The organism is Blautia sp. NSJ-175 (assembly GCF_022867815.1).
Taxonomy (GTDB): domain Bacteria; phylum Bacillota; class Clostridia; order Lachnospirales; family Lachnospiraceae; genus Blautia; species Blautia celeris.
Genome location: NZ_JALIFQ010000004.1, coordinates 1 through 17,725 on the forward strand (window position 1 = coordinate 1; position 17,725 = coordinate 17,725).

Below are 17,725 nucleotides of genomic sequence, written 5' to 3' on the forward strand. Positions count from 1 at the left end.
GTGCAATCAAACTTAATCCTGCCTAAGACTATTGTAAGGCAAAAAGAGAAGTGAAAAAAGTAGTGGAGTCAGTATCCTATTTTCATTATAGGCTGAGATAAGCTTTCATGATTCGTTGACAATAGAATATCAGCATGGTAGATGCATTCTAACTTTATTATGACATAAATGACATGTTGGAATTCATCTTTTGAGATACTAAACATTTGGGACATGCTTAAAAGCATGAAGAAGAGCAATGAGCTGCGCCACGATATACCTGCCTTGAATATAACTACAAGGTAAATGTCAGGAATCGTAATAGAAGAAGTAAAGGTATGAGCGGCACTTTTTCTTGGACCATATAACCAGCGGTCTAAAACCCAGAATGATAATGATACCTCCGTAATAATAGAATCACGGTCCAGGTAGCGCTGGAGGCATGAACAGTGAGTAAGGGTGCTGTAAAGTGTCAGGAAGGTTGTGGTTATACCTAATCTACATGTTCCCATGGTACAAGGGGTGAGATAATATTCAGCCGCACCAGTTTATGGTGCGGTGTACCATTAAAAAAATAGAACTAATCAGCAATAGAACTTGCTTATTAGCTGTGCTTTTTTAAGAATATTATTATATTTTTTTTGGTTCTTACTTGACACAGGCAGGCAAGACCACACTTTTTAACTGTCTGAACCGGGACCTGAAGACAGACGGAGGGGATTTCTTCCTGCAGGAGAACGGGGAGAGAGCGGAGTTAGCGGCGGAGGATATCGGTTATGTCCTGTCAACGCCCACTGTCCCGGAATTTCTCACAGGAAGGGAATTTCTGAAATTTTTTATTGATATCAATGAAAAGAGTATTGCGGATATAAAAGCTTTGGATGAGTATTTTTCCATTATGAACATTGATGAGGAGGACAGGGATAGGCTTCTCAAAGACTATTCCCATGGTATGAAAAATAAGATGCAGATGCTGATCAATATCATCGCACAGCCAAAGCTTCTGCTTCTGGATGAACCGCTCACATCCCTGGATGTGGTGGTGGCTGAGGAGATGAAGCAGCTTCTGCGCTCATTGAAAAAGGACAGGATCATTATTTTTTCCACACATATTATGGAGCTGGCTCTTGACCTGTGTGATGAGATCGTGATCCTCAACCATGGAGAGCTGGAAGTGGTAGATCCGTCTAATCTGGATAATGGCGGATTTAAGGACAAGATCATACGGGCACTGAAGGAGGAAGAGAATGATTAGGACGTTTCGTATTTCTTTTTCGCTGAAAAATACATACCGTGTGAACACGATCCTCTATTCCCTGAAGCAGATTCCCCTTATCAGGAAGATTCTTCCCCAGAGCCTCTACAGGAGCCGGGGGCTGAAGATATTTGCCAATATACTGTCCGGCCTGTGGGAAATCGCGGGAACTTTTCTGGGGAAGGTTTTATATCTTCTGATCATGGTATTCGGGTTGGGGATGCTCTATGAGAACACAGGGGACGGAAGACTGTTTGTACATATTTTGTTCTTTCTGAGTCTGGTCGGGTCTTATATGAATACCTATATGTTCAATCCCAGTAATGATAAGTATTATGCCATGATCTTAATGCGTATGGATGCAAGGTCCTATACACTGACGAACTATGCCTATGCGGTGGGAAAGTGCATCCTGGGATTTCTGCCTTTTACCATTTGGTTTGGGGTGGAGAGAAATATTCCGCTGTGGTGCTGCCTGCTTTTTCCGTTTTTTATCGCGTCAGTGAAGATGCTGATAGCCTGGAACTATCTGGTTGATTTTAAAAGGACAGGGGAGAGCAGGGATGAGAATCTTCCCGGTAAGCTGGGATGGATACTGACAGCAGTCCTGCTTGCGGCGGCTTATGGGCTTCCTTATCTGGGAGTGCTTCTGCCTATGTGGCTTATGGCAGCGTTCATGGTGCTTTCCGTGGCGGCGGCTTGCGGGGCAGCAGTTTATATGGGGCGGTTCGATGAGTACAGAACCCTGTATCAGCAGCTTCTGGCAAAATTCAGAAACGGTATGGATTATAAAGCAACAGTAAAGGCCGCGGTTGAGGAGCAGAACCGTAAGCTTATCAGCCAGGACACCGGAATTACCAGCAGCAGAAAGGGATTTGAGTATTTTAATGAGCTTTTTGTGCGCAGGCATCAGAAAATCCTCTGGAAATCGGTGAAGAGGCAGGCGGTTATCTGTCTGTTTCTGTTTGTGGGGATTCTGTTCCTGTTTCAGGTAAACGAGGATATCAGGAAACAGATCAACAGGATGCTTATGGTGTTTCTGCCGTACTTTGTGTTTATTATGTATATGATAAACCGGGGGACAAGTTTTACGCAGGCGCTGTTTATGAATTGTGACCACAGTATGCTCACATACTCTTTTTATAAGAAGCCGGAATTTATTTTGAAGCTGTTCCGCATCCGGCTCAGAGAGATCGTGAAGGTGAATCTGCTGCCCGCGTCGGTGATCGGTGTGGGGCTGCCGGTGCTGCTGTACTTCTCCGGGGGGACGGATAATCCTGTGAATTATTTGCTGCTGTTTGTGTCAGTGATGGCTATGAGTGCGTTCTTTTCCGTGCATTACCTGACCTGTTATTATCTGCTGCAGCCTTATAATGCGGGGACAGAGGTGGTCGGGGGGACTTACAAAATTGTCACCTGGGCGACCTATATTGTCTGCTTTATGTTCATGAACTTAAGGATGAGTACGCTGGTGTTTGGAACGGTCGTTACCTGCTTTTGTCTGATTTACTGTGTGGTGGCCTGTATTGTGGTTTACCGGGTAGCCGGGAGGACATTTCGGATTAGGAATTAGGGTGTTTATGACTCCGGTTCGCTGTTGTCTGTGGGACAATCAAAGCGGCAGCACTCCAGCGCTTCCAGCTTGGCATAGAGTACCTGTTCCAGGAAAGTGACTTTGGTGACAGTCTGTTGGACGGATTGATTGACTTTCAGAAGGTCACAGATGTTGTCGGCCAGTTCGATGGCTTTCTGTAGTTTTTCACCTTCTGCATTCAGGATGTGGGCCAAAGCATTTTCCGTCTTGGCGATTGACTTCAGGATGGCACAGGCAGCGTCGGAGCAGGAATTGCAGTTGCAGTCACAGTCGGAATCACAGTCACAGCTGGAATCACAGTCACAGCTGGAATCACAGTCACAGTTACAATCACAGTCGGGTCTGCAGGAGCATTTGGAACTGCAGTTGCAGTCAGTGGTGCAGGAGCATTTGGAACTGCAGTTGCAGTCAGGGTTGCAGGAGCATTTGGAACTGCAGCCGCAGTCGGGTCTGCAGGAGCATTTGGAACTGCAGCCGCAGTCAGGATTGCAGCAGCATTTGGAATTGCAGTCACAGTCAGGGTTGCAGGAGCATTTGGAATTGCAGTCACAGCCGGGCTTGCAGCAGCACCCGGGTTCACAATCACATTTGGAACTGCAGCACTTGGGGCAGCAATCGCAGTCACAGTCGGTTTTGCAATTGCTGCCTGATTTGCAGCAACCCTTAGAATCACAGTTACAGTCGGGCTTGCAGCATACTTTAGAATCACAATTGCAGTCAGATTTGCAGCAGCCCTTAGAATTACAGTCCCGATCGGTTTTACACCTGCAATTCATTTCAGAAATATTCATTTCACTTATATTCATTTTACAGATATCTGCAGCGGATATATCCGTGCCATATATTTCCTCAGCCAAACTGGCTATAGTTAGAGGTTCTATTTTTTGATTCATATATTTCTCCCTGATTAAAAAAAGCCAGAGCGTATTAGAAAATCATTCTCCGCAGACAGTGATAAACTGCGGGCAGGATTAAAGTTTCAAATTCACTCTAAAGTCCGTTTCCATGCAGATGCACATCGGAAAACAGCAGGACAGTTACCGGACAGCACCGGAATGGCAGCATATTTGTATTTAATATATGCGGGTTTTCGGATGACGGTACAGGATGTATTATTGTCCAATATCCTGTCCTATTAACTGGAGGCAAGTACCTGCATATATATAAATAATGAGCAGATATTTGCTCAGAATATGAATATTTAGGGGGGATATTTTATGGGTATGCCCATTATTATGCCGGGGGACACTACGCTGGACCAGGCTGTAACAGATTTGATAATATCAGTTGCTATGCAGGAAACTTCACTTTCCCACATTCTGAACGCGGAGGGGGAAAAGATGGAGACGATTATTTCCATGGAGGGAACATCTCCGGAGGACCTGATGAGGATGAACCGGTCTGCGGAACTCATAACAGGCGCGGTCACAAGGCTGGAGCTGATACTCCAGAGTAAATTAGAGCTGTTTGTCCGTTGTCCTTCTGTGACGAGCAGCAGTATGAATGGAACAGGAGGGGAAAGCTGATGGCAGTAGTAGCAGGCAGAGTGATATTTGACCGGGACAGAAGTGCAACTGTCAACAGCGGAGATTCCGGAATTGCCAATATTCCGGTTGTTTTGCAGAATGTGGACACCAATGAAAGGCTTACCGTTCTCACGGATGTAAATGGAAATTATTCTTTTATCAATGTACCCCCGGGAAATTACAGGGTGGTAGAATCCTACGGAACACAGGGAGGCATTCCATCACCGGGGGATTTTGCCGATGCGGAGACAGGAAGCATACCGCAGGGTGTGAACCCGCCCATCAGTACGGTGACGAATCCGCCTGTCGGTTCAACCAATCTTGACTCAGTGACGCCGGATACTCTGTTTGTGACAGTGGACATGGCAGATGTGATGAATCAGAACTTTCTGAACGGCCCGGTGATCTATACGCCTATTGGGGCACTTGTAGATCTGTGTGCGGTGGTATCAGGGGAAAATCTCATTGAAGCCGCGGATAACGGCACTTTCGGCAGTTTCCCGGCGGGGACGCCTGCCAATACAGGAGTACCGGTTGAGCCATATCCTGATGTGACGCCGGATTTCACTTATGTGCTGCCGAATCCGGATGTTTTTGCGCCTATGGGCGGGGAATATACAGTAGAAAATATTATGAATGATGCCAGAAGTGAGCAGATTGGCGCATGGTGGCGGATCGCAGACCATACGGAAGGCAATGAAACAGGACGAATGATGGTGGTAAACGGATACAACCCCGGCGCTGTATTTTTCCGTGCCGCGGTGGATGTTGAGGAAAACACCAGCTATCTGTTTACTGCATGGATACTGAATCTGTTCAGGGTTACAGGTTATCCCAATCCGGAATTGGGCGTGCGGGTTCTGGACAGAAACGGTAATATTTTATACAGCGCAACGCTGGGCCTGCTGATTCCGCCAAATGTAAATGCACCGGAATGGAAGCAGTTCGGTACAGTCCTCAACTCCGGGAACAATACCAGTCTCACAGTGGAATTTTTGAGTGAAGGCCCCGAGGTGATCGGGAATGATTATGCCATTGATGATGTGGCATTCCAGGAAATAGAGGTACGCCAATTTGTTCCGGTGAAGACTGCCAGTACCTCGGCTGCAGGTATCGGAGAAATTTTTGATTATACCGTCACATTGACAAATACCTGTGAGAATCCGCTTACAGATGTATTCTTCCGTGATTTGGTACCCCAGGGACTGACATTCGTTCCGGGCAGTGTGACCATCAATGGGACCACATTTCCGCAGGCAGACCCGGCGGAGGGATTTTCACTGCCCGATATTGCCGGCGGCCAGACCACAGCGGTCAGATTTTCTGTAGTGGCCAATGCGGTACCGGAAGAGAATCCCACGATCAACCGGGCAACTATTAATTACTCTTATACGCCTGTGGAGGGCGGAATCCCTGCTGCTTTCCAGGTGGAATCCAATGAGGTCCCGGTATTGATATCGGGGGCGCTGGCGGATCTGTCTGTGGTAAAGACAGCCAGTGAAAGCACTGCGGGACAGGGGGCACAACTAACCTATACCATTACTGTGTCAAATGCAGGCCCGTCTCCGGCTGAAGATGTTCTTTTAACAGATGCAGTACCCCCATCCCTTACAGATGCGGAATATTCCGTAAATGGTGGTACTGTTTTCAATCCGTGGAGCGGAAGACTGAGTCTTGGCACCCTTGAAGCGGGAGAAAACCGGATTATCCTCATCCGGGGAATCGTAAGCCCTCAGGCAGCGGGAACTATTGTAAACACCGCTGTTGTGACCTCTTCCACACCGGACCCCAATCCGGACAATAACTCATCCACCGTAACGATAAGCATTCTGACACCCAGATGCCGGGCCCTTGTAGATTTGGTAGAATCCGTTGCGCTGCAGGAAGCCGCCCTTGCCCGCATTCTAAATGCAGAGGGACAGAAAATGCAGGCGTTTATCAATTTGGAAGACGTGACCAATGAGGAATTATTCAAGCTCAATAGCTCTGTGACAAGTATGATCGGGACGGTTTCCAGACTGGAGATCGTACTTCAGGCAAAATTACAGAATGTGTCCTGTCAGCTTAATGACTGCCTGGATGCATAAACGATGTTGGCTTTGATGTAAAGACCGGGGCAGAAAGTATTTTTTCTGCCCCCTGATGTTTTCTATTGACTTTGAGGCCATATAAGTGTAAGCTTTAGACAAGTATCCAGAAAATCGTGCCGGAAAAGGCATGATTTTTCTTTGGATTTTAATCTTACAAATGTAATAATAAGGAGGATAGTATATGAGAAACAGAACAACCGAAGGGCGCCGGATGTTCTTCATTCTTATTTTATGCGTAAGTTTGGCGGGGTGCGGGAAGCTTTTGGTGGATGACAATGTCAGGGGGCAGAAGAATGAGAAGGCTGAATTTCTCCCTGAAAACGTACTGGAAGAGTATAGGGAAATATACACAGAGGCAGAAAACGCAGATGAATGGATGGAGATAGGGACAAGAGAGAAGATGGCAGCGTGTATAGGAAGCGCAGGATTTGCAGTCGTGGATATGGAGAATCAGATCAATATGGAGAATCCGGAAATTATGGAAGAATTTTGTGAGAAGGCAGAGAATGGGGAGAAGGTGTCTGCTTTTTTGATCCAGATCCGGAAAAGCGGAGAACTGCTGCGTATAGATTTTGCCGCGGAGGAGAAAAAGCTTGAAGTGAGAAAGACAGCACTCGACTGGCAGGGGGAGAAGCCGGAGATAAAAGAAGCGGATTCTTATGAGGCGGCATTTTGGGCGTATACACAGAAGGGATATCTGCTCTATGAGAAAGATCTTCCGGAGGGGTATGACGGTCCCCTGGGACACGATGCGGTACGGATAAAGCCGCTGGATGAAAAATGCAGGGCATACGGTCTGAAATATCTGATGCCCATAGGATATAAGGGAAATAATATGTTCCTGACAGAATGGAGTGAGGAGGACTATGGGGAGCTGGATTTTTTTGATTTGTATGAGCCGCTGTATCAGTTGAAATATGGAGAGCTGTTGAATGTCTCACTGGATACCCGCAGGGTACCGGCGGAGTCATTGGAAAATGTGATTGTGTCTTATTTCAGGATACCGGCGGATGTGCTCAGGGAGAGGGAACCGTTTGACCGTGAGACAGAGGAATATTTATGGCATAAGAGGGGATGGTATGAGTATTCTTTCAGCGATATGCCATATCCTGAGGTGACAGCGTATCGGGAAAATGAGGACGGGACGCTGACGCTTGTGACGGACGCAGTATGGGCGGAAGAGAACCTGGACCGGGCCTATTCCCATGAAGTCACTGTGCGGCTGCTGGAAGACGGGCAGTGGCAGTATGTATCCAATCATATTCTTCCGTCAGAGGAGAATAGGATTCCCGCATATACGGCCAGGTTTACGGAGGAGGAATGGGAGAAGTATTATGGGGATGTGCAGAAGGGGCAGTAAAATGCAGCGGTCTTTTTGAACATGACAGATAGATGTCGCGTTTGCGTGCTATACTTGTAATATAGATGCAGAAAACAGAAAAAGGCAGCCGGACAACCGGCAGAACGCAGAAGCAGTCCAGGAGGAAAAGTTATGAAATATGATTGGAGAAAACAGGAAAAGAAATTATACAGCCCGGGGGAAATGCCGGAGGAAGTTTGTGTTCCGGCACAGAGATTCCTTATGATAAGCGGAAAAGGAAATCCGAACCATGAGGACTTTTCAAATCGTGTGGGAGCTCTTTATTCTCTGGCTTACAGTATAAAAATGCGGTATAAGGCAGAGCATAAAGGCATGGGAAACAGGGATGCAGATATGGAAGAATTTGCCGTATACCCGCTTGAGGGAGTCTGGGATATGGAGGAAGAGACGGGAGCGGACGCACATGTGCTGGAGGACAAGGAGCATTTGTGCTACACGATCATGATACGGCAGCCGGACTGCATTACAGAGGAGATGTATGAGGCGGCTCTTGCAGCGGTGAAAAAGAAGAAACCAAATCCGCTGCTGGATGAGATCACCTGGGAAATCTGTGAGGAGGGCAGGTGCGTACAGATCCTTCACACGGGTTTGTTTGATGATGAGCCGGAGTCTTTCCGAAAGATGGACCTTTTTCTGGAGGAAATGCATTTAAAAAGGCGCAGTAAGACACACAGGGAAATCTATTTGAAAGATATGAGCCGTACAGCGCCGGAAAAAATGAAAACAATTCTGCGGTATACGGTATAAATCAAAACCGTCTCATTGCATATTTATCCGGAAGCGGGTATCCTTAGAGCATAAAGGAGGTGTTTTATATGGCGAATGAAGACAAGAAGGATTTCAATGCCATGCTTCACAAAGACACAGATATGCCGAAGGTACAGATTGTGACGGATGAAAAAACCATACAGAAGTACGGAGGCAGCAGAATGTATTTTGCACCGCCGGTTCATTACGATGAAGTTATGAAACGGATACCGGAGGGAAGGCTGACCACAGTGGGGGAGATCCGCAGTTACTTTGCGAGGAGCAATGGTGCTGATTTTACAGACCCTATCACAGCCGGCATCTTCGTATCCATAGCGGCCTGGGCCAGCCATCAGAGAACAGAGGATATCACGCCTTACTGGCGGACTCTGAAGGCAGGCGGTGAACTGAATCCCAAGTATCCGGGAGGCGTGGAGGCACAGAAAATAAAACTGGAGGCGGAAGGGCATGTCATTGCCCGGAAGGGGAGAACGAACATAAAATATTATGTGAGAGATTTTGAAAAGTCATTGTTTCCCCTGACATAGAAGAATCGAAGTTACTATTCACGGCCACTGTTCCGCGAGGTGTTTTCAGGCCAAAGGCATGAAAAGCCCGAGGCAGCCAGCGCGATATGGGGCAGAATGCTCCATATCTGTGCATCGCGAAGCGTGTTACTGTTCACAGAACTGCGCTTTTTGCAGGGCTGTGAATAAGTAACGAATCGAAAGACGCACCCTCTGCGGTGCGTTTTTTGTGTTGACAAATCTCCGGAAGTGTATTATTATCAAAAATGAGAATATTATATAAATTGAAAACGTTAAGCCGCAGTATAGAATAACAGGAGGTGTGGCAAATGGAAGGAACAGACCTGGCGAAGATCGTCATGAATCCGGTGAGAATACGGATTGCCCAGTACCTCATTCTTCATGAGCAGGGGACGACAGCGCAGATTGGGGAGGAACTGAGTGATGTGCCGAAGGCCAGCCTGTACAGGCATATGAAAATGTTGGAGGACGCGGGCCTGATACAGGTAGTGCAGGAAAATAAAAAACGGGGAACCGTGGAGAAGGTCTATAAGCTCAATCAGGAGAATCCCATGGGCGGCAGAGAGCCGGGGAAAGAGGAGATAGCGCAGCTCATACACAGCTCTCTTCTGAGTATTATGGGAGAATTTCAGCGGTATCTGAAGCGGGAGGATGCGGACCCGCAGAAGGATATGGTATCACTGACATCCGCGGTTTTTCTCCTGTCAGACGAAGAATTTCAGGAGTTTTTCGGGAAACTGGGTGAGCTGTACAGCAGCGTCATGAATAACCAGCCGGATGGAAAAAGGAAGCCGAGAAAGCTCACCCTGATTTCATCCCCGGTAACAGAGGAAAAGAAAAAGTAAGAAGGCTCAGGCCGGGAGGAAAGAAAATGTTAGAGATCAGAAATTTTACAAAAACCTACAAAGGCGGAAAACGTGCAGTCAGCGGTCTGAATCTGCATGTGGAAGCCGGAGATATCTATGGATTTATCGGCCATAACGGAGCCGGCAAGAGTACCACTATAAAAGCAGTCGTAGGGGTTCTGGAGTTTGAGGAAGGGGAGATCCTCATTGACGGCAGGGATATCAGAAAGTCTCCGGTGGAGTGTAAGCAGATATTGGCATATATTCCGGATAATCCGGATCTGTACGAACACCTGACAGGCATCCAGTATCTGAATTTCATCGGTGATATCTACGGGGTCCCTGCAGCAGAGAGGAAGGAACTGATCCAGAAATACGGTGATATGCTGGAGATCACCAGCAGCCTGGGGGATTTGATCTCTTCCTATTCCCATGGTATGAAACAGAAGACTGCCATCATCTCCGCTCTGATCCACAAACCAAAGCTTATGGTACTGGATGAGCCTTTCGTAGGGCTTGACCCCAAGGCAACCCATACATTAAAGGAAGTCATGCATGAGATGTGTGAGAACGGCAGTGCCATCTTTTTCTCCACCCATGTCCTGGATGTGGCGGAAAAACTCTGTAATAAGATTGCTATCATCAAAAACGGAAATCTGATGGTTGCAGGCAGCACTGCCGAGCTGACCCAGGATGAATCTCTGGAAAGCCTGTTCCTGGAGGTGATCGACCATGACAAAGAGTAAATGCTGGCTGCTTTTTAAGACGCAGATGAGAAATGAGTTCGGAAGGAGCCTGAAGTCCAGAGGAAGAAAAATGACTTCCTTTGCCATTGGGATTGTCCTGCTCATGCTTGTCTTCTATGCCTATATGCTTTCCTACGGGTTGGGAAGCATGGGAATGGCTGAGGTGATCCCAAGCTACGGCCTTGCCATTACCGGGCTGATCACTCTGTTTTTTACGGCACTCAAGACAAACGGCGTACTGTTTGCCTATAAAGAATATGATATGGTGATGTCCCTGCCGGTTAAGACCAGCACGGTGATCGCCAGCCGGTTTATGACCATGTATGTCCTGAATCTGATGCTGACAGCCGTTATTCTGATTCCCATGGGGATTGGGTATGCGGTTTGGGCAGCACCGGGGATAATATTTTATCCGGAGTGGATACTGGGAATCCTGGCGGCTCCGCTGATCCCCACCACACTTGCGGCTCTTTTGGGAACGCTCATCATACTTTTTTCATCCAGGTTTAAGTATGCAAATGCCGTGGTCACGGTGGTTTCCGTGATCGGAACACTGGCAGTGCTGGTGCTGTCTGTGGGAATGGGACAGTTTGCAGAGACTATTGATATGCCTGAAATACATTCCATCAGTGAAATGATACTTACGCAGGTGCACAGGATTTACCCACCGGCAGCCCTGTTTTTCCAGGGCATAGCCAGGGGAAATGCGGCAGCCATGGCAGCTTTTCTGGCGGGGTCCCTGTTATGGTTTTATCTCTTTGTAAAGCTCATATCCCCGGTTTACAAAAAGCTGAACACCTCACTGGTGACATACCATACCCGTTCCAATTATAAACTGACGGAGCTGAAGGCATCATCTCAGATCCACGCCCTCTATAAAAAAGAGCTGAAACGCTTCTTTTCCTCCACGATCTACTGCCTGAATATGGGGATGGGGTGCCTGATGACTCTTGTTTTGGCCATTGCCCTGATCTTTGTAAGGTTTGACCAGCTTGACCAGATGACGGGAATTCCCAACATGGCAGAAATGGCAGCCAGGATTCTGCCCTTTGCCATCAGTGCCCTGATATCCATGAGCTGTACTACCTGTGTTTCCCTTTCACTGGAAGGGAAAAATCTATGGATACTGAAATCCATGCCCATTGAGGATATCACCATATGCAAGAGCAAGATCCTGATGAACCTTACGCTGCAGATTCCGGCAGCGCTTCTGGCAGCACTGATCATCAATATCCGCTTCCCCATGGTATTATCCATGAGGATACTGATGTTTGTCACCCCTGTGGTGTGCGCGCTTTTTAATTCCCTCTGGGGAATGTTCATAAATCTGAAGATGCCGGATTATAACTGGACATCTGAGACAGCACTGGTGAAGCAGAGCCTGCCGGCCATGGCGGGAACGCTGGGCGGCCTTGTGGGAGGCATGATCCCTATTCTGGCTGTTCTGGCACTGCATCAGATAGACGCAGGCCTGCTTACCGGTGTTATGACTGCGGTGATCCTGCTGGGAGCCTGGGGGCTCTGGGGACAGATCAGGAAAGCAAAGATTTAGCGGTTATGCTTTTACATCTCTCTTTTTCAGCAGCAGAATGCTGATGCCGGAAAAGGCCAGGAAAAAGAGAAGGACGCTCAGGAAGAAGGAGAGGGAATGACCTGCCAGTGTATCTTCATTTTTATTGGAGTTCATTCCCATGAGCATCAGGGCATACGGCCAGTACAGGCCAAGCCCCTTGTTGCTGATCACAAGTCCTGCCACGCCTCCTGCCAAGGCAATCCCGATGGGGACCGAGAAGCTTCGGATACACATGGAAAGCAGCAGCTGCAGAGCGCCGATCGCCATAGCCGCCAGAGTTCCGCGCAGGATCCAGACGAGGATCTGGGAGGGAACCCACCCGGGAAGCCCGATAAGTTTTCCGCAGAGAAGAAAGAGCACAGCCAGCCATATCTGGGTGATGAGTGTCACCTTAAAGATGACTGCCAGCTTGGAAAAGAAGATATTGGGAATGGAGACCGGCGCGGTCATAAGTACATTCCAGTTGTGATTCAGGTGTTCCAGACGCCAGAGATAGGAACAGTACAGGGCGATCAGGGGCGCATAGAAGAAACTGGCATAAAACAGAGAAAGCTGGGACCACAGGGAATACCATTTTCCGGTGAGGATGCCCAGGTTCTGCTGATAATTGAAGGTTCCCATAATAGCCGGAATGATGGGAATCAGAATACAGGCTGCCCATATAACAGAATGGCGCAGCTTTTTATTTTCCGCTTTGACGCACAATCGTAACATATCTTACACCTCCTTTTTTACAAAGACAGTCCGGCAGACCACAAAGAATAACAGGCCGAACAATATAAACAGCACAAAGGTTTCCGTCGGAAAGGGAATTCTGTAAAAAGACATCACACGGGTCTGGCTGTCGTAATCCATGCCGTAGGGGGAAAAGGCCGAGAAATACCCCCAGAGGATAAACCGCGCCGCTCTGGGCGGAAAAAACATGGAGAACAGCCCCAGAAACGATCCGATAAGCCCCACAAGCAGGGGTAAAATCTGGTTGGACGACATCAGGGACAGAAAATGCTGCAGCGTCAGAAGTACAAGGCTCACCAGTGTGGTGGTTCCCACATGCAGAAATACCAGGGACAGAGGCAGTTTCTGTGTAAAATGGCAGAACATGCCTATGAGGGGAACCAGGATTCCTTCGCCTATGGTGAAAATCAGCAGATATTTCAGTTCGTGGATGAATTTCCAGTCGTAAAAGCTGCTTCGCTTCTGAAGGGTGCAGAGCAGTTTCAGTGTATTTCCCTTGATCTCCATATCACACAGCCGGCTGGCAATAACGGCTGTCATAACCGGTACCAGCACTACATTCAGAAGCGGAAACTGATACAGGGTATAGGAATATCCCCTAGCCAGATCTTCTGCGGATAAAGAGCGTTTCCCTATAAAGGCCCATAGAAACAGAATGACAAGAAAACCCAGGGGGACAATCCAGATTCTGCGGCGGCGCTGTTTTTGCTGTTCAGCAGTAAAGGAACTGCTGATACCACTTTTTATTTTACTCATAGACTGATGCTCCTTCCCGTAAGATTGAGGAAAATATCCTCCAGGCTTTTCTGCTGCTCCTCCAGACGAAGAATCCCCAGTTTGTTTTCAGACAGAATAGTTCCGGCGTGAAGAATATCCTCGTCTCTGTCAGATAAGAGATACAGATTCTCTTTTTCAATCTCCACCGGAAGTCCGGAATGCTTCAGGGACAGGAAGGACTGCCGGTCATCTGTGGTGCGCAGCTTCATGCGGGCCTTGCTGTGTTCGTGGAGGCTGGCCAGTTTATCCTGAAAGACCAGGGAGCCTTTGCTGATGATACCCACATAGGTTGCCATTTGGTCAATTTCCGAGAGGAGATGGCTGGACACAAGTACGGTCATGCCGTAACGTGACGGGAGGGTACAGATCAGCTCACGCATCTCCTGGATGCCGGCCGGGTCAAGGCCGTTTGTGGGTTCATCCAGAAGCAGGATGCGGGGATGGCCCAGCAGGGCGGCTGCCAGTCCCAGACGCTGTTTCATGCCCAGGGAATACTGACCCACTTTTTTGTTCTGCTGTTTTTCCATGCGCACTGTCTGCAGAACCTCGTCGATGGCACTTTCCGGGACCTGTTTCAGAGTGCAGATGACCTGCAGATTTTCCCTGCCGCTCAGATGTCCGTAATAGGAAGGGGATTCTATGAGGGAGCCGGTATCCTTCAGGATTGAGAGGCGGTTCCTGCTGTTCACCGTTTTTCCAAGGACTGTTACCGTACCGGAAGTGGGCTTTGCCAGGCCCAGGATCATTTTCATGGTGGTGGATTTGCCGGCGCCGTTTGGGCCGAGGAATCCGTAGATACTGCCCCCGGGGACTTTTAAGTCCAGGTCTTTTACCACCTGTTTTTTACCATATTGTTTTGTAAGGGATGATGTTTCAATGACAATTCCCATATTTCTGCCTCCTTTTTATCTTTTCTGATTTCTGCATTCATGTTACAGCAGGGAACTTAATCAGGACTGAAGGCTGCCTTATTTTTACCTTAAATTTTCCGGTCTCTGTGGATATCAGGCGGGAAATGTTTTATCATAAAGGCAGAAGGAGGGAAGACAGATGAATTTGTATGACTGTAAAATTTTATTGATAGATGACAACGCAGAGCTGGTATCCATGATCAGCGGAATCCTGACAAAGAGCGGGTTTGAGAGCATATATACAGCAGGAAGCTGCAGCAGCGGGCTGGAGGTTTTCTTAAAGGAGGAGCCGCAGCTTGTGATCCTGGATATCATGCTTCCGGACGGGGACGGATTTACCCTGTTCCGCAGACTCAGGGAGCAGTCCCAGGTGCCCATTCTGTTTCTCTCCGCCAGGGATGAGGACAATGACCGCCTGTTCGGGCTGGGCCTGGGGGCGGATGATTATATCACCAAACCCTTTCTGCCTCAGGAACTGCTATTGAGGATACATGCCATCTTAAAGCGTGTCTATTTCTCTTCGGTACAGCTTCCGAAAGAGGAAAAGGTTCTGATTCTGGGAAAACGTGAGATTTCTTTTGAAAATGCCCAGGTGACGGCAGAAGGAATAAGCGTTTCCCTCACGGCAAAGGAACTGCTTCTGCTGAAAAAGCTGAATCAGAATCGGGGGAAGATCGTAACATTTGACGCGATCTGCCAGGCTGTATGGGAGGATTCCTATTACGGATATGAAAATACGCTGATGGTGCATATCCGCCATCTGCGGGAGAAGATAGAGGAAGACCCGTCCCATCCTGTCTGGATCCAGACAGCCAGGGGCCTTGGTTACAGGCTGAAAAAGGAGGAGGGGCAGAGATGAAAAGTCTATGGAAAATCAGCCGCAGGTATATCCTGACGGCTGTATTTATTACCGTGTTTGTCATTTTTGTCAATCTGGCAGTGTTTATATATATGGCATATACCAGTATAACAGAGGGGGAGAACCAAAACAGCGGAATGACCGTACGGCAGAATATGGAGAAGATAAGCAGCCGGATCCACAGGCAGGGGGAGGGTTACGGGCTGTCACAGGAGGGGTATGACATATTAAAAGAGACATCGTTTCAGTGGGCAATGCTTCTTGACCGGGACGGGAAAGCTGTGTGGGAGTATGCACTTCCGAAAGAAATACCAAGGCAGTTCGGCATACCGGATGTGGCCTCATTCAGCCGCTGGTATCTGGAAGATTATCCGGTCTATGTCTGGCGGCATGGGGACGGGCTTCTAGTATTTGGCTGCAGCAAGGGCAGCATTGTGAGGCTGAGCACAATCTGGGACGGCACGCTGATGAGAAATGCAAAATGGAATGCAGGGATATTCTGTATTTTGAATCTGCTGCTGCTCCTTTGCCTGGCACTGGCATTCGGGTACCGTTTTTACAAAGCCTTAAAACCTGTTGCGGGAGGGATTGAGGCGCTTTCCAAGAAAGAGAAGGTGGAGATTCCGGAAAAAGGGATGATTGATGAGCTGGCGGCGAAACTGAATCAGGCGTCAGAGATACTCTGTCTGCAGAACAGTAAGCTGGAGCAGAGGGACAATGCCAGAACGGATTGGATCGCAGGGGTTTCCCATGATATCAGGACACCGCTTGCACTGATCGTGGGTTATGCGGATGAACTGGAGAAGGAAGAAGGGCTGTCGGATGCGCAGCGGGAGAAAGCGGCCGTGATACAGCAGCAGAGCCTTGTGATACGGCAGCTCATATCAGACCTGAACCTGACCTCCAAGCTGGAATACCATGCCCAGCCGCTGTCTGTCACAGAATATGCACCGGCAGAGCTATTGCGGGAATGTGCGGCGGATTATTATAATCAGGGACTGGATGATGTATACGAGATAGAACTGCAGATCGGGCCAAAGGAGGAGCGTCTGCGGCTGACCGGAGACAGGGGGCTTCTCATGCGCGCCTTTCGGAATCTGGTGGGAAACAGCATCCGGCATAACCCGGGGGGATGTACCGTCTATGTGAAAATGAAAATTGCGGGGGACAGGGCCGGTATTTTATTTTCAGACAGCGGCCCCGGGATTCCGGAATCCATCCTCCGGGCGCTGAAACATCCGGATTCACCGGAAAGTTCCCGTGTGCATATTATGGGACTGCGCATTGTGAGACAGATTGTGGAGGCCCATAACGGCAGGGTGGAATTTGTGAAAAAGGAATGGGAAGAGGGGTATGCCGTGCGGATTTATCTGTAAGGTGCATCCTATGCTTCTTCTTTATCCTCTTTATCCCCGTTCTTCCGGCTGTCCGGGTAATTGTTCCCGTTGTTGTTGCCGCAGCTGACGCCCTTTTTTATGGGAGCTAACAGGAATCCTTTGACAATGCCCAGATAAAAGAAACAGAGAAGGATGAGAAGCTTCTCCGCAAGTGACCAGTCCCTTTTGAAAAATTCTTTGATTTTTTCTAACATGGCATCTCCTTTGCTGAGTTTTTTGTTGTGACAGGGTTTTTCTATTCATTAATATAGCTTTGGGGACTGGAAGTACAGGACCTTGGACTTGAATTTTCCATGCTTTACAGATAAATTGAAAGAACAAGTTGGGATTCGCAGGTAAAATTAAGGGGTTGGGGTATGGTCTTTACTTGCATTACAGATAAATTGAAAGAACATGCTGGGTTTCGTATGTAAAATTAAGGGGTTGGAGTATGGTAATTACTTGCATTACAGATAAACTGAAAGAACATGCTGGGTTTCGTAGGTAAAATCAAGGGGTTGGAGTGTGGTATTTACTTGCGTTACAGATAAAATGAAAGAACATGCTGGGTTTCGTAGGTAAAATCAAGGGGTTGGAGTGTGGTATTTACTTGCGTTACAGATAAAATGAAAGAACATGCTGGGTTTCGTAGGTAAAATTAAGGAGTTGGAGTGTGGTATTTACTTGCATTACAGATAAATTAAAAGAACATGTTGGGTTTCATATGTAAAATCAAGGAGTTAGAGTGTGGTATTTACTTGCATTACAGATAAAATGAAAGAA

18 protein-coding genes are annotated in these 17,725 nt (G+C 47.9%); 13 read left to right on the forward strand and 5 right to left on the reverse strand.

Annotated elements, in window-relative coordinates; genetic code table 11:
- Positions 1-631 precede the first annotated feature (631 nt).
- Both MUB35_RS07490 and MUB35_RS07495 read left to right on the forward strand, forming a co-directional pair.
- On the forward strand, positions 632-1,234 hold the full coding sequence (locus MUB35_RS07490) for an ATP-binding cassette domain-containing protein (RefSeq protein WP_244805977.1): 603 nt from the start codon (positions 632-634) through the stop codon (positions 1,232-1,234).
- On the forward strand, positions 1,227-2,807 hold the full coding sequence (locus MUB35_RS07495; RefSeq protein ID WP_244805978.1) for a hypothetical protein: 1,581 nt from the start codon (positions 1,227-1,229) through the stop codon (positions 2,805-2,807). The genes MUB35_RS07490 and MUB35_RS07495 overlap by 8 nt, the downstream gene beginning before the upstream one ends.
- A gap of 5 nt (positions 2,808-2,812) precedes the next feature.
- Here the strand turns inward: MUB35_RS07495 and MUB35_RS07500 are convergent, their stop codons facing one another.
- The gene (locus tag MUB35_RS07500; RefSeq protein WP_199687227.1) at positions 2,813-3,022 is read right to left on the reverse strand and encodes a hypothetical protein; all 210 of its coding nucleotides are present in this window, start codon (positions 3,020-3,022) and stop codon (positions 2,813-2,815) included.
- Positions 3,023-3,182: 160 nt separating this feature from the next.
- Between MUB35_RS07500 and MUB35_RS07505 the strand changes: the two genes are divergently transcribed.
- The 9 genes from MUB35_RS07505 to MUB35_RS07545 all read left to right on the forward strand — a co-directional run bounded on the left by MUB35_RS07505 (position 3,183) and on the right by MUB35_RS07545 (position 12,263).
- Positions 3,183-3,716: a hypothetical protein gene (locus tag MUB35_RS07505; protein ID WP_244805979.1), complete on the forward strand. Its 534-nt coding sequence runs from the start codon at positions 3,183-3,185 to the stop codon at positions 3,714-3,716.
- A gap of 329 nt (positions 3,717-4,045) precedes the next feature.
- Entirely contained in the window at positions 4,046-4,354 is a 309-nt protein-coding gene (locus MUB35_RS07510) for a hypothetical protein (protein ID WP_033143250.1), read from the forward strand.
- Entirely contained in the window at positions 4,354-6,441 is a 2,088-nt protein-coding gene (locus MUB35_RS07515) for an SdrD B-like domain-containing protein (protein ID WP_033143251.1), read from the forward strand. The genes MUB35_RS07510 and MUB35_RS07515 overlap by 1 nt, the downstream gene beginning before the upstream one ends.
- Before the next feature lie 184 nt (positions 6,442-6,625).
- On the forward strand, positions 6,626-7,804 hold the full coding sequence (locus tag MUB35_RS07520; RefSeq protein ID WP_103731876.1) for a DUF6070 family protein: 1,179 nt from the start codon (positions 6,626-6,628) through the stop codon (positions 7,802-7,804).
- A 132-nt stretch (positions 7,805-7,936) separates the two neighbouring features.
- Positions 7,937-8,572 carry a GyrI-like domain-containing protein gene (locus tag MUB35_RS07525; protein WP_227211897.1) on the forward strand — a complete coding sequence of 212 codons (636 nt, stop codon included), beginning with the start codon at positions 7,937-7,939 and terminating at the stop codon, positions 8,570-8,572.
- A gap of 68 nt (positions 8,573-8,640) precedes the next feature.
- A complete protein-coding gene (locus MUB35_RS07530; protein ID WP_227211899.1) occupies positions 8,641-9,120 on the forward strand; it encodes an MGMT family protein in 480 nt (159 codons plus the stop codon).
- A 308-nt stretch (positions 9,121-9,428) separates the two neighbouring features.
- Complete coding sequence (locus MUB35_RS07535; RefSeq protein ID WP_054350833.1) at positions 9,429-9,965, forward strand: helix-turn-helix domain-containing protein; 537 nt, start codon at positions 9,429-9,431, stop codon at positions 9,963-9,965.
- 26 nt (positions 9,966-9,991) lie between these two features.
- Entirely contained in the window at positions 9,992-10,711 is a 720-nt protein-coding gene (locus tag MUB35_RS07540) for an ABC transporter ATP-binding protein (RefSeq protein WP_103732557.1), read from the forward strand.
- On the forward strand, positions 10,698-12,263 hold the full coding sequence (locus tag MUB35_RS07545; RefSeq protein WP_244805980.1) for a hypothetical protein: 1,566 nt from the start codon (positions 10,698-10,700) through the stop codon (positions 12,261-12,263). Before MUB35_RS07540 ends, MUB35_RS07545 begins: the two co-directional genes overlap by 14 nt.
- Positions 12,264-12,266: 3 nt before the next feature.
- On the opposite strand, the gene MUB35_RS07550 is transcribed toward MUB35_RS07545, so the two are convergent.
- Genes MUB35_RS07550 through MUB35_RS07560 form a run of 3 tightly spaced genes read right to left on the reverse strand, consistent with a single transcriptional unit; the run spans position 12,267 to position 14,686 of the window.
- Positions 12,267-12,998: an ABC transporter permease gene (locus MUB35_RS07550; RefSeq protein WP_103732555.1), complete on the reverse strand. Its 732-nt coding sequence runs from the start codon at positions 12,996-12,998 to the stop codon at positions 12,267-12,269.
- Positions 12,999-13,001: 3 nt separating this feature from the next.
- Positions 13,002-13,775: an ABC transporter permease gene (locus MUB35_RS07555; protein ID WP_244805981.1), complete on the reverse strand. Its 774-nt coding sequence runs from the start codon at positions 13,773-13,775 to the stop codon at positions 13,002-13,004.
- Positions 13,772-14,686: an ABC transporter ATP-binding protein gene (locus MUB35_RS07560; RefSeq protein WP_033143259.1), complete on the reverse strand. Its 915-nt coding sequence runs from the start codon at positions 14,684-14,686 to the stop codon at positions 13,772-13,774. The genes MUB35_RS07555 and MUB35_RS07560 overlap by 4 nt, the downstream gene beginning before the upstream one ends.
- A gap of 160 nt (positions 14,687-14,846) precedes the next feature.
- Between MUB35_RS07560 and MUB35_RS07565 the strand changes: the two genes are divergently transcribed.
- Both MUB35_RS07565 and MUB35_RS07570 read left to right on the forward strand, forming a co-directional pair.
- Entirely contained in the window at positions 14,847-15,566 is a 720-nt protein-coding gene (locus MUB35_RS07565; RefSeq protein WP_148393119.1) for a response regulator transcription factor, read from the forward strand.
- Complete coding sequence (locus tag MUB35_RS07570) at positions 15,563-16,942, forward strand: sensor histidine kinase (protein WP_244805982.1); 1,380 nt, start codon at positions 15,563-15,565, stop codon at positions 16,940-16,942. Before MUB35_RS07565 ends, MUB35_RS07570 begins: the two co-directional genes overlap by 4 nt.
- 8 nt (positions 16,943-16,950) lie before the next feature.
- Here the strand turns inward: MUB35_RS07570 and MUB35_RS07575 are convergent, their stop codons facing one another.
- Positions 16,951-17,157: a hypothetical protein gene (locus MUB35_RS07575; protein ID WP_244805984.1), complete on the reverse strand. Its 207-nt coding sequence runs from the start codon at positions 17,155-17,157 to the stop codon at positions 16,951-16,953.
- Positions 17,158-17,725: the final 568 nt, after the last annotated feature.

Excerpts from the sequence above, each read along its gene's own strand:
- MUB35_RS07495 (WP_244805978.1), top strand. The coding sequence starts at position 1,227 with ATGATTAGGACGTTTCGTATTTCTTTTTCGCTGAAAAATACATACCGT.
- MUB35_RS07510 (WP_033143250.1), top strand. The coding sequence starts at position 4,046 with ATGGGTATGCCCATTATTATGCCGGGGGACACTACGCTGGACCAGGCT.
- MUB35_RS07515 (WP_033143251.1), top strand. The coding sequence starts at position 4,354 with ATGGCAGTAGTAGCAGGCAGAGTGATATTTGACCGGGACAGAAGTGCA.
- MUB35_RS07520 (WP_103731876.1), top strand. The coding sequence starts at position 6,626 with ATGAGAAACAGAACAACCGAAGGGCGCCGGATGTTCTTCATTCTTATT.
- MUB35_RS07525 (WP_227211897.1), top strand. The coding sequence starts at position 7,937 with ATGAAATATGATTGGAGAAAACAGGAAAAGAAATTATACAGCCCGGGG.
- MUB35_RS07530 (WP_227211899.1), top strand. The coding sequence starts at position 8,641 with ATGGCGAATGAAGACAAGAAGGATTTCAATGCCATGCTTCACAAAGAC.
- MUB35_RS07535 (WP_054350833.1), top strand. The coding sequence starts at position 9,429 with ATGGAAGGAACAGACCTGGCGAAGATCGTCATGAATCCGGTGAGAATA.
- MUB35_RS07540 (WP_103732557.1), top strand. The coding sequence starts at position 9,992 with ATGTTAGAGATCAGAAATTTTACAAAAACCTACAAAGGCGGAAAACGT.
- MUB35_RS07545 (WP_244805980.1), top strand. The coding sequence starts at position 10,698 with ATGACAAAGAGTAAATGCTGGCTGCTTTTTAAGACGCAGATGAGAAAT.
- MUB35_RS07550 (WP_103732555.1), bottom strand. The coding sequence starts at position 12,998 with ATGTTACGATTGTGCGTCAAAGCGGAAAATAAAAAGCTGCGCCATTCT.
- MUB35_RS07555 (WP_244805981.1), bottom strand. The coding sequence starts at position 13,775 with ATGAGTAAAATAAAAAGTGGTATCAGCAGTTCCTTTACTGCTGAACAG.
- MUB35_RS07560 (WP_033143259.1), bottom strand. The coding sequence starts at position 14,686 with ATGGGAATTGTCATTGAAACATCATCCCTTACAAAACAATATGGTAAA.
- MUB35_RS07565 (WP_148393119.1), top strand. The coding sequence starts at position 14,847 with ATGAATTTGTATGACTGTAAAATTTTATTGATAGATGACAACGCAGAG.
- MUB35_RS07570 (WP_244805982.1), top strand. The coding sequence starts at position 15,563 with ATGAAAAGTCTATGGAAAATCAGCCGCAGGTATATCCTGACGGCTGTA.
- MUB35_RS07575 (WP_244805984.1), bottom strand. The coding sequence starts at position 17,157 with ATGTTAGAAAAAATCAAAGAATTTTTCAAAAGGGACTGGTCACTTGCG.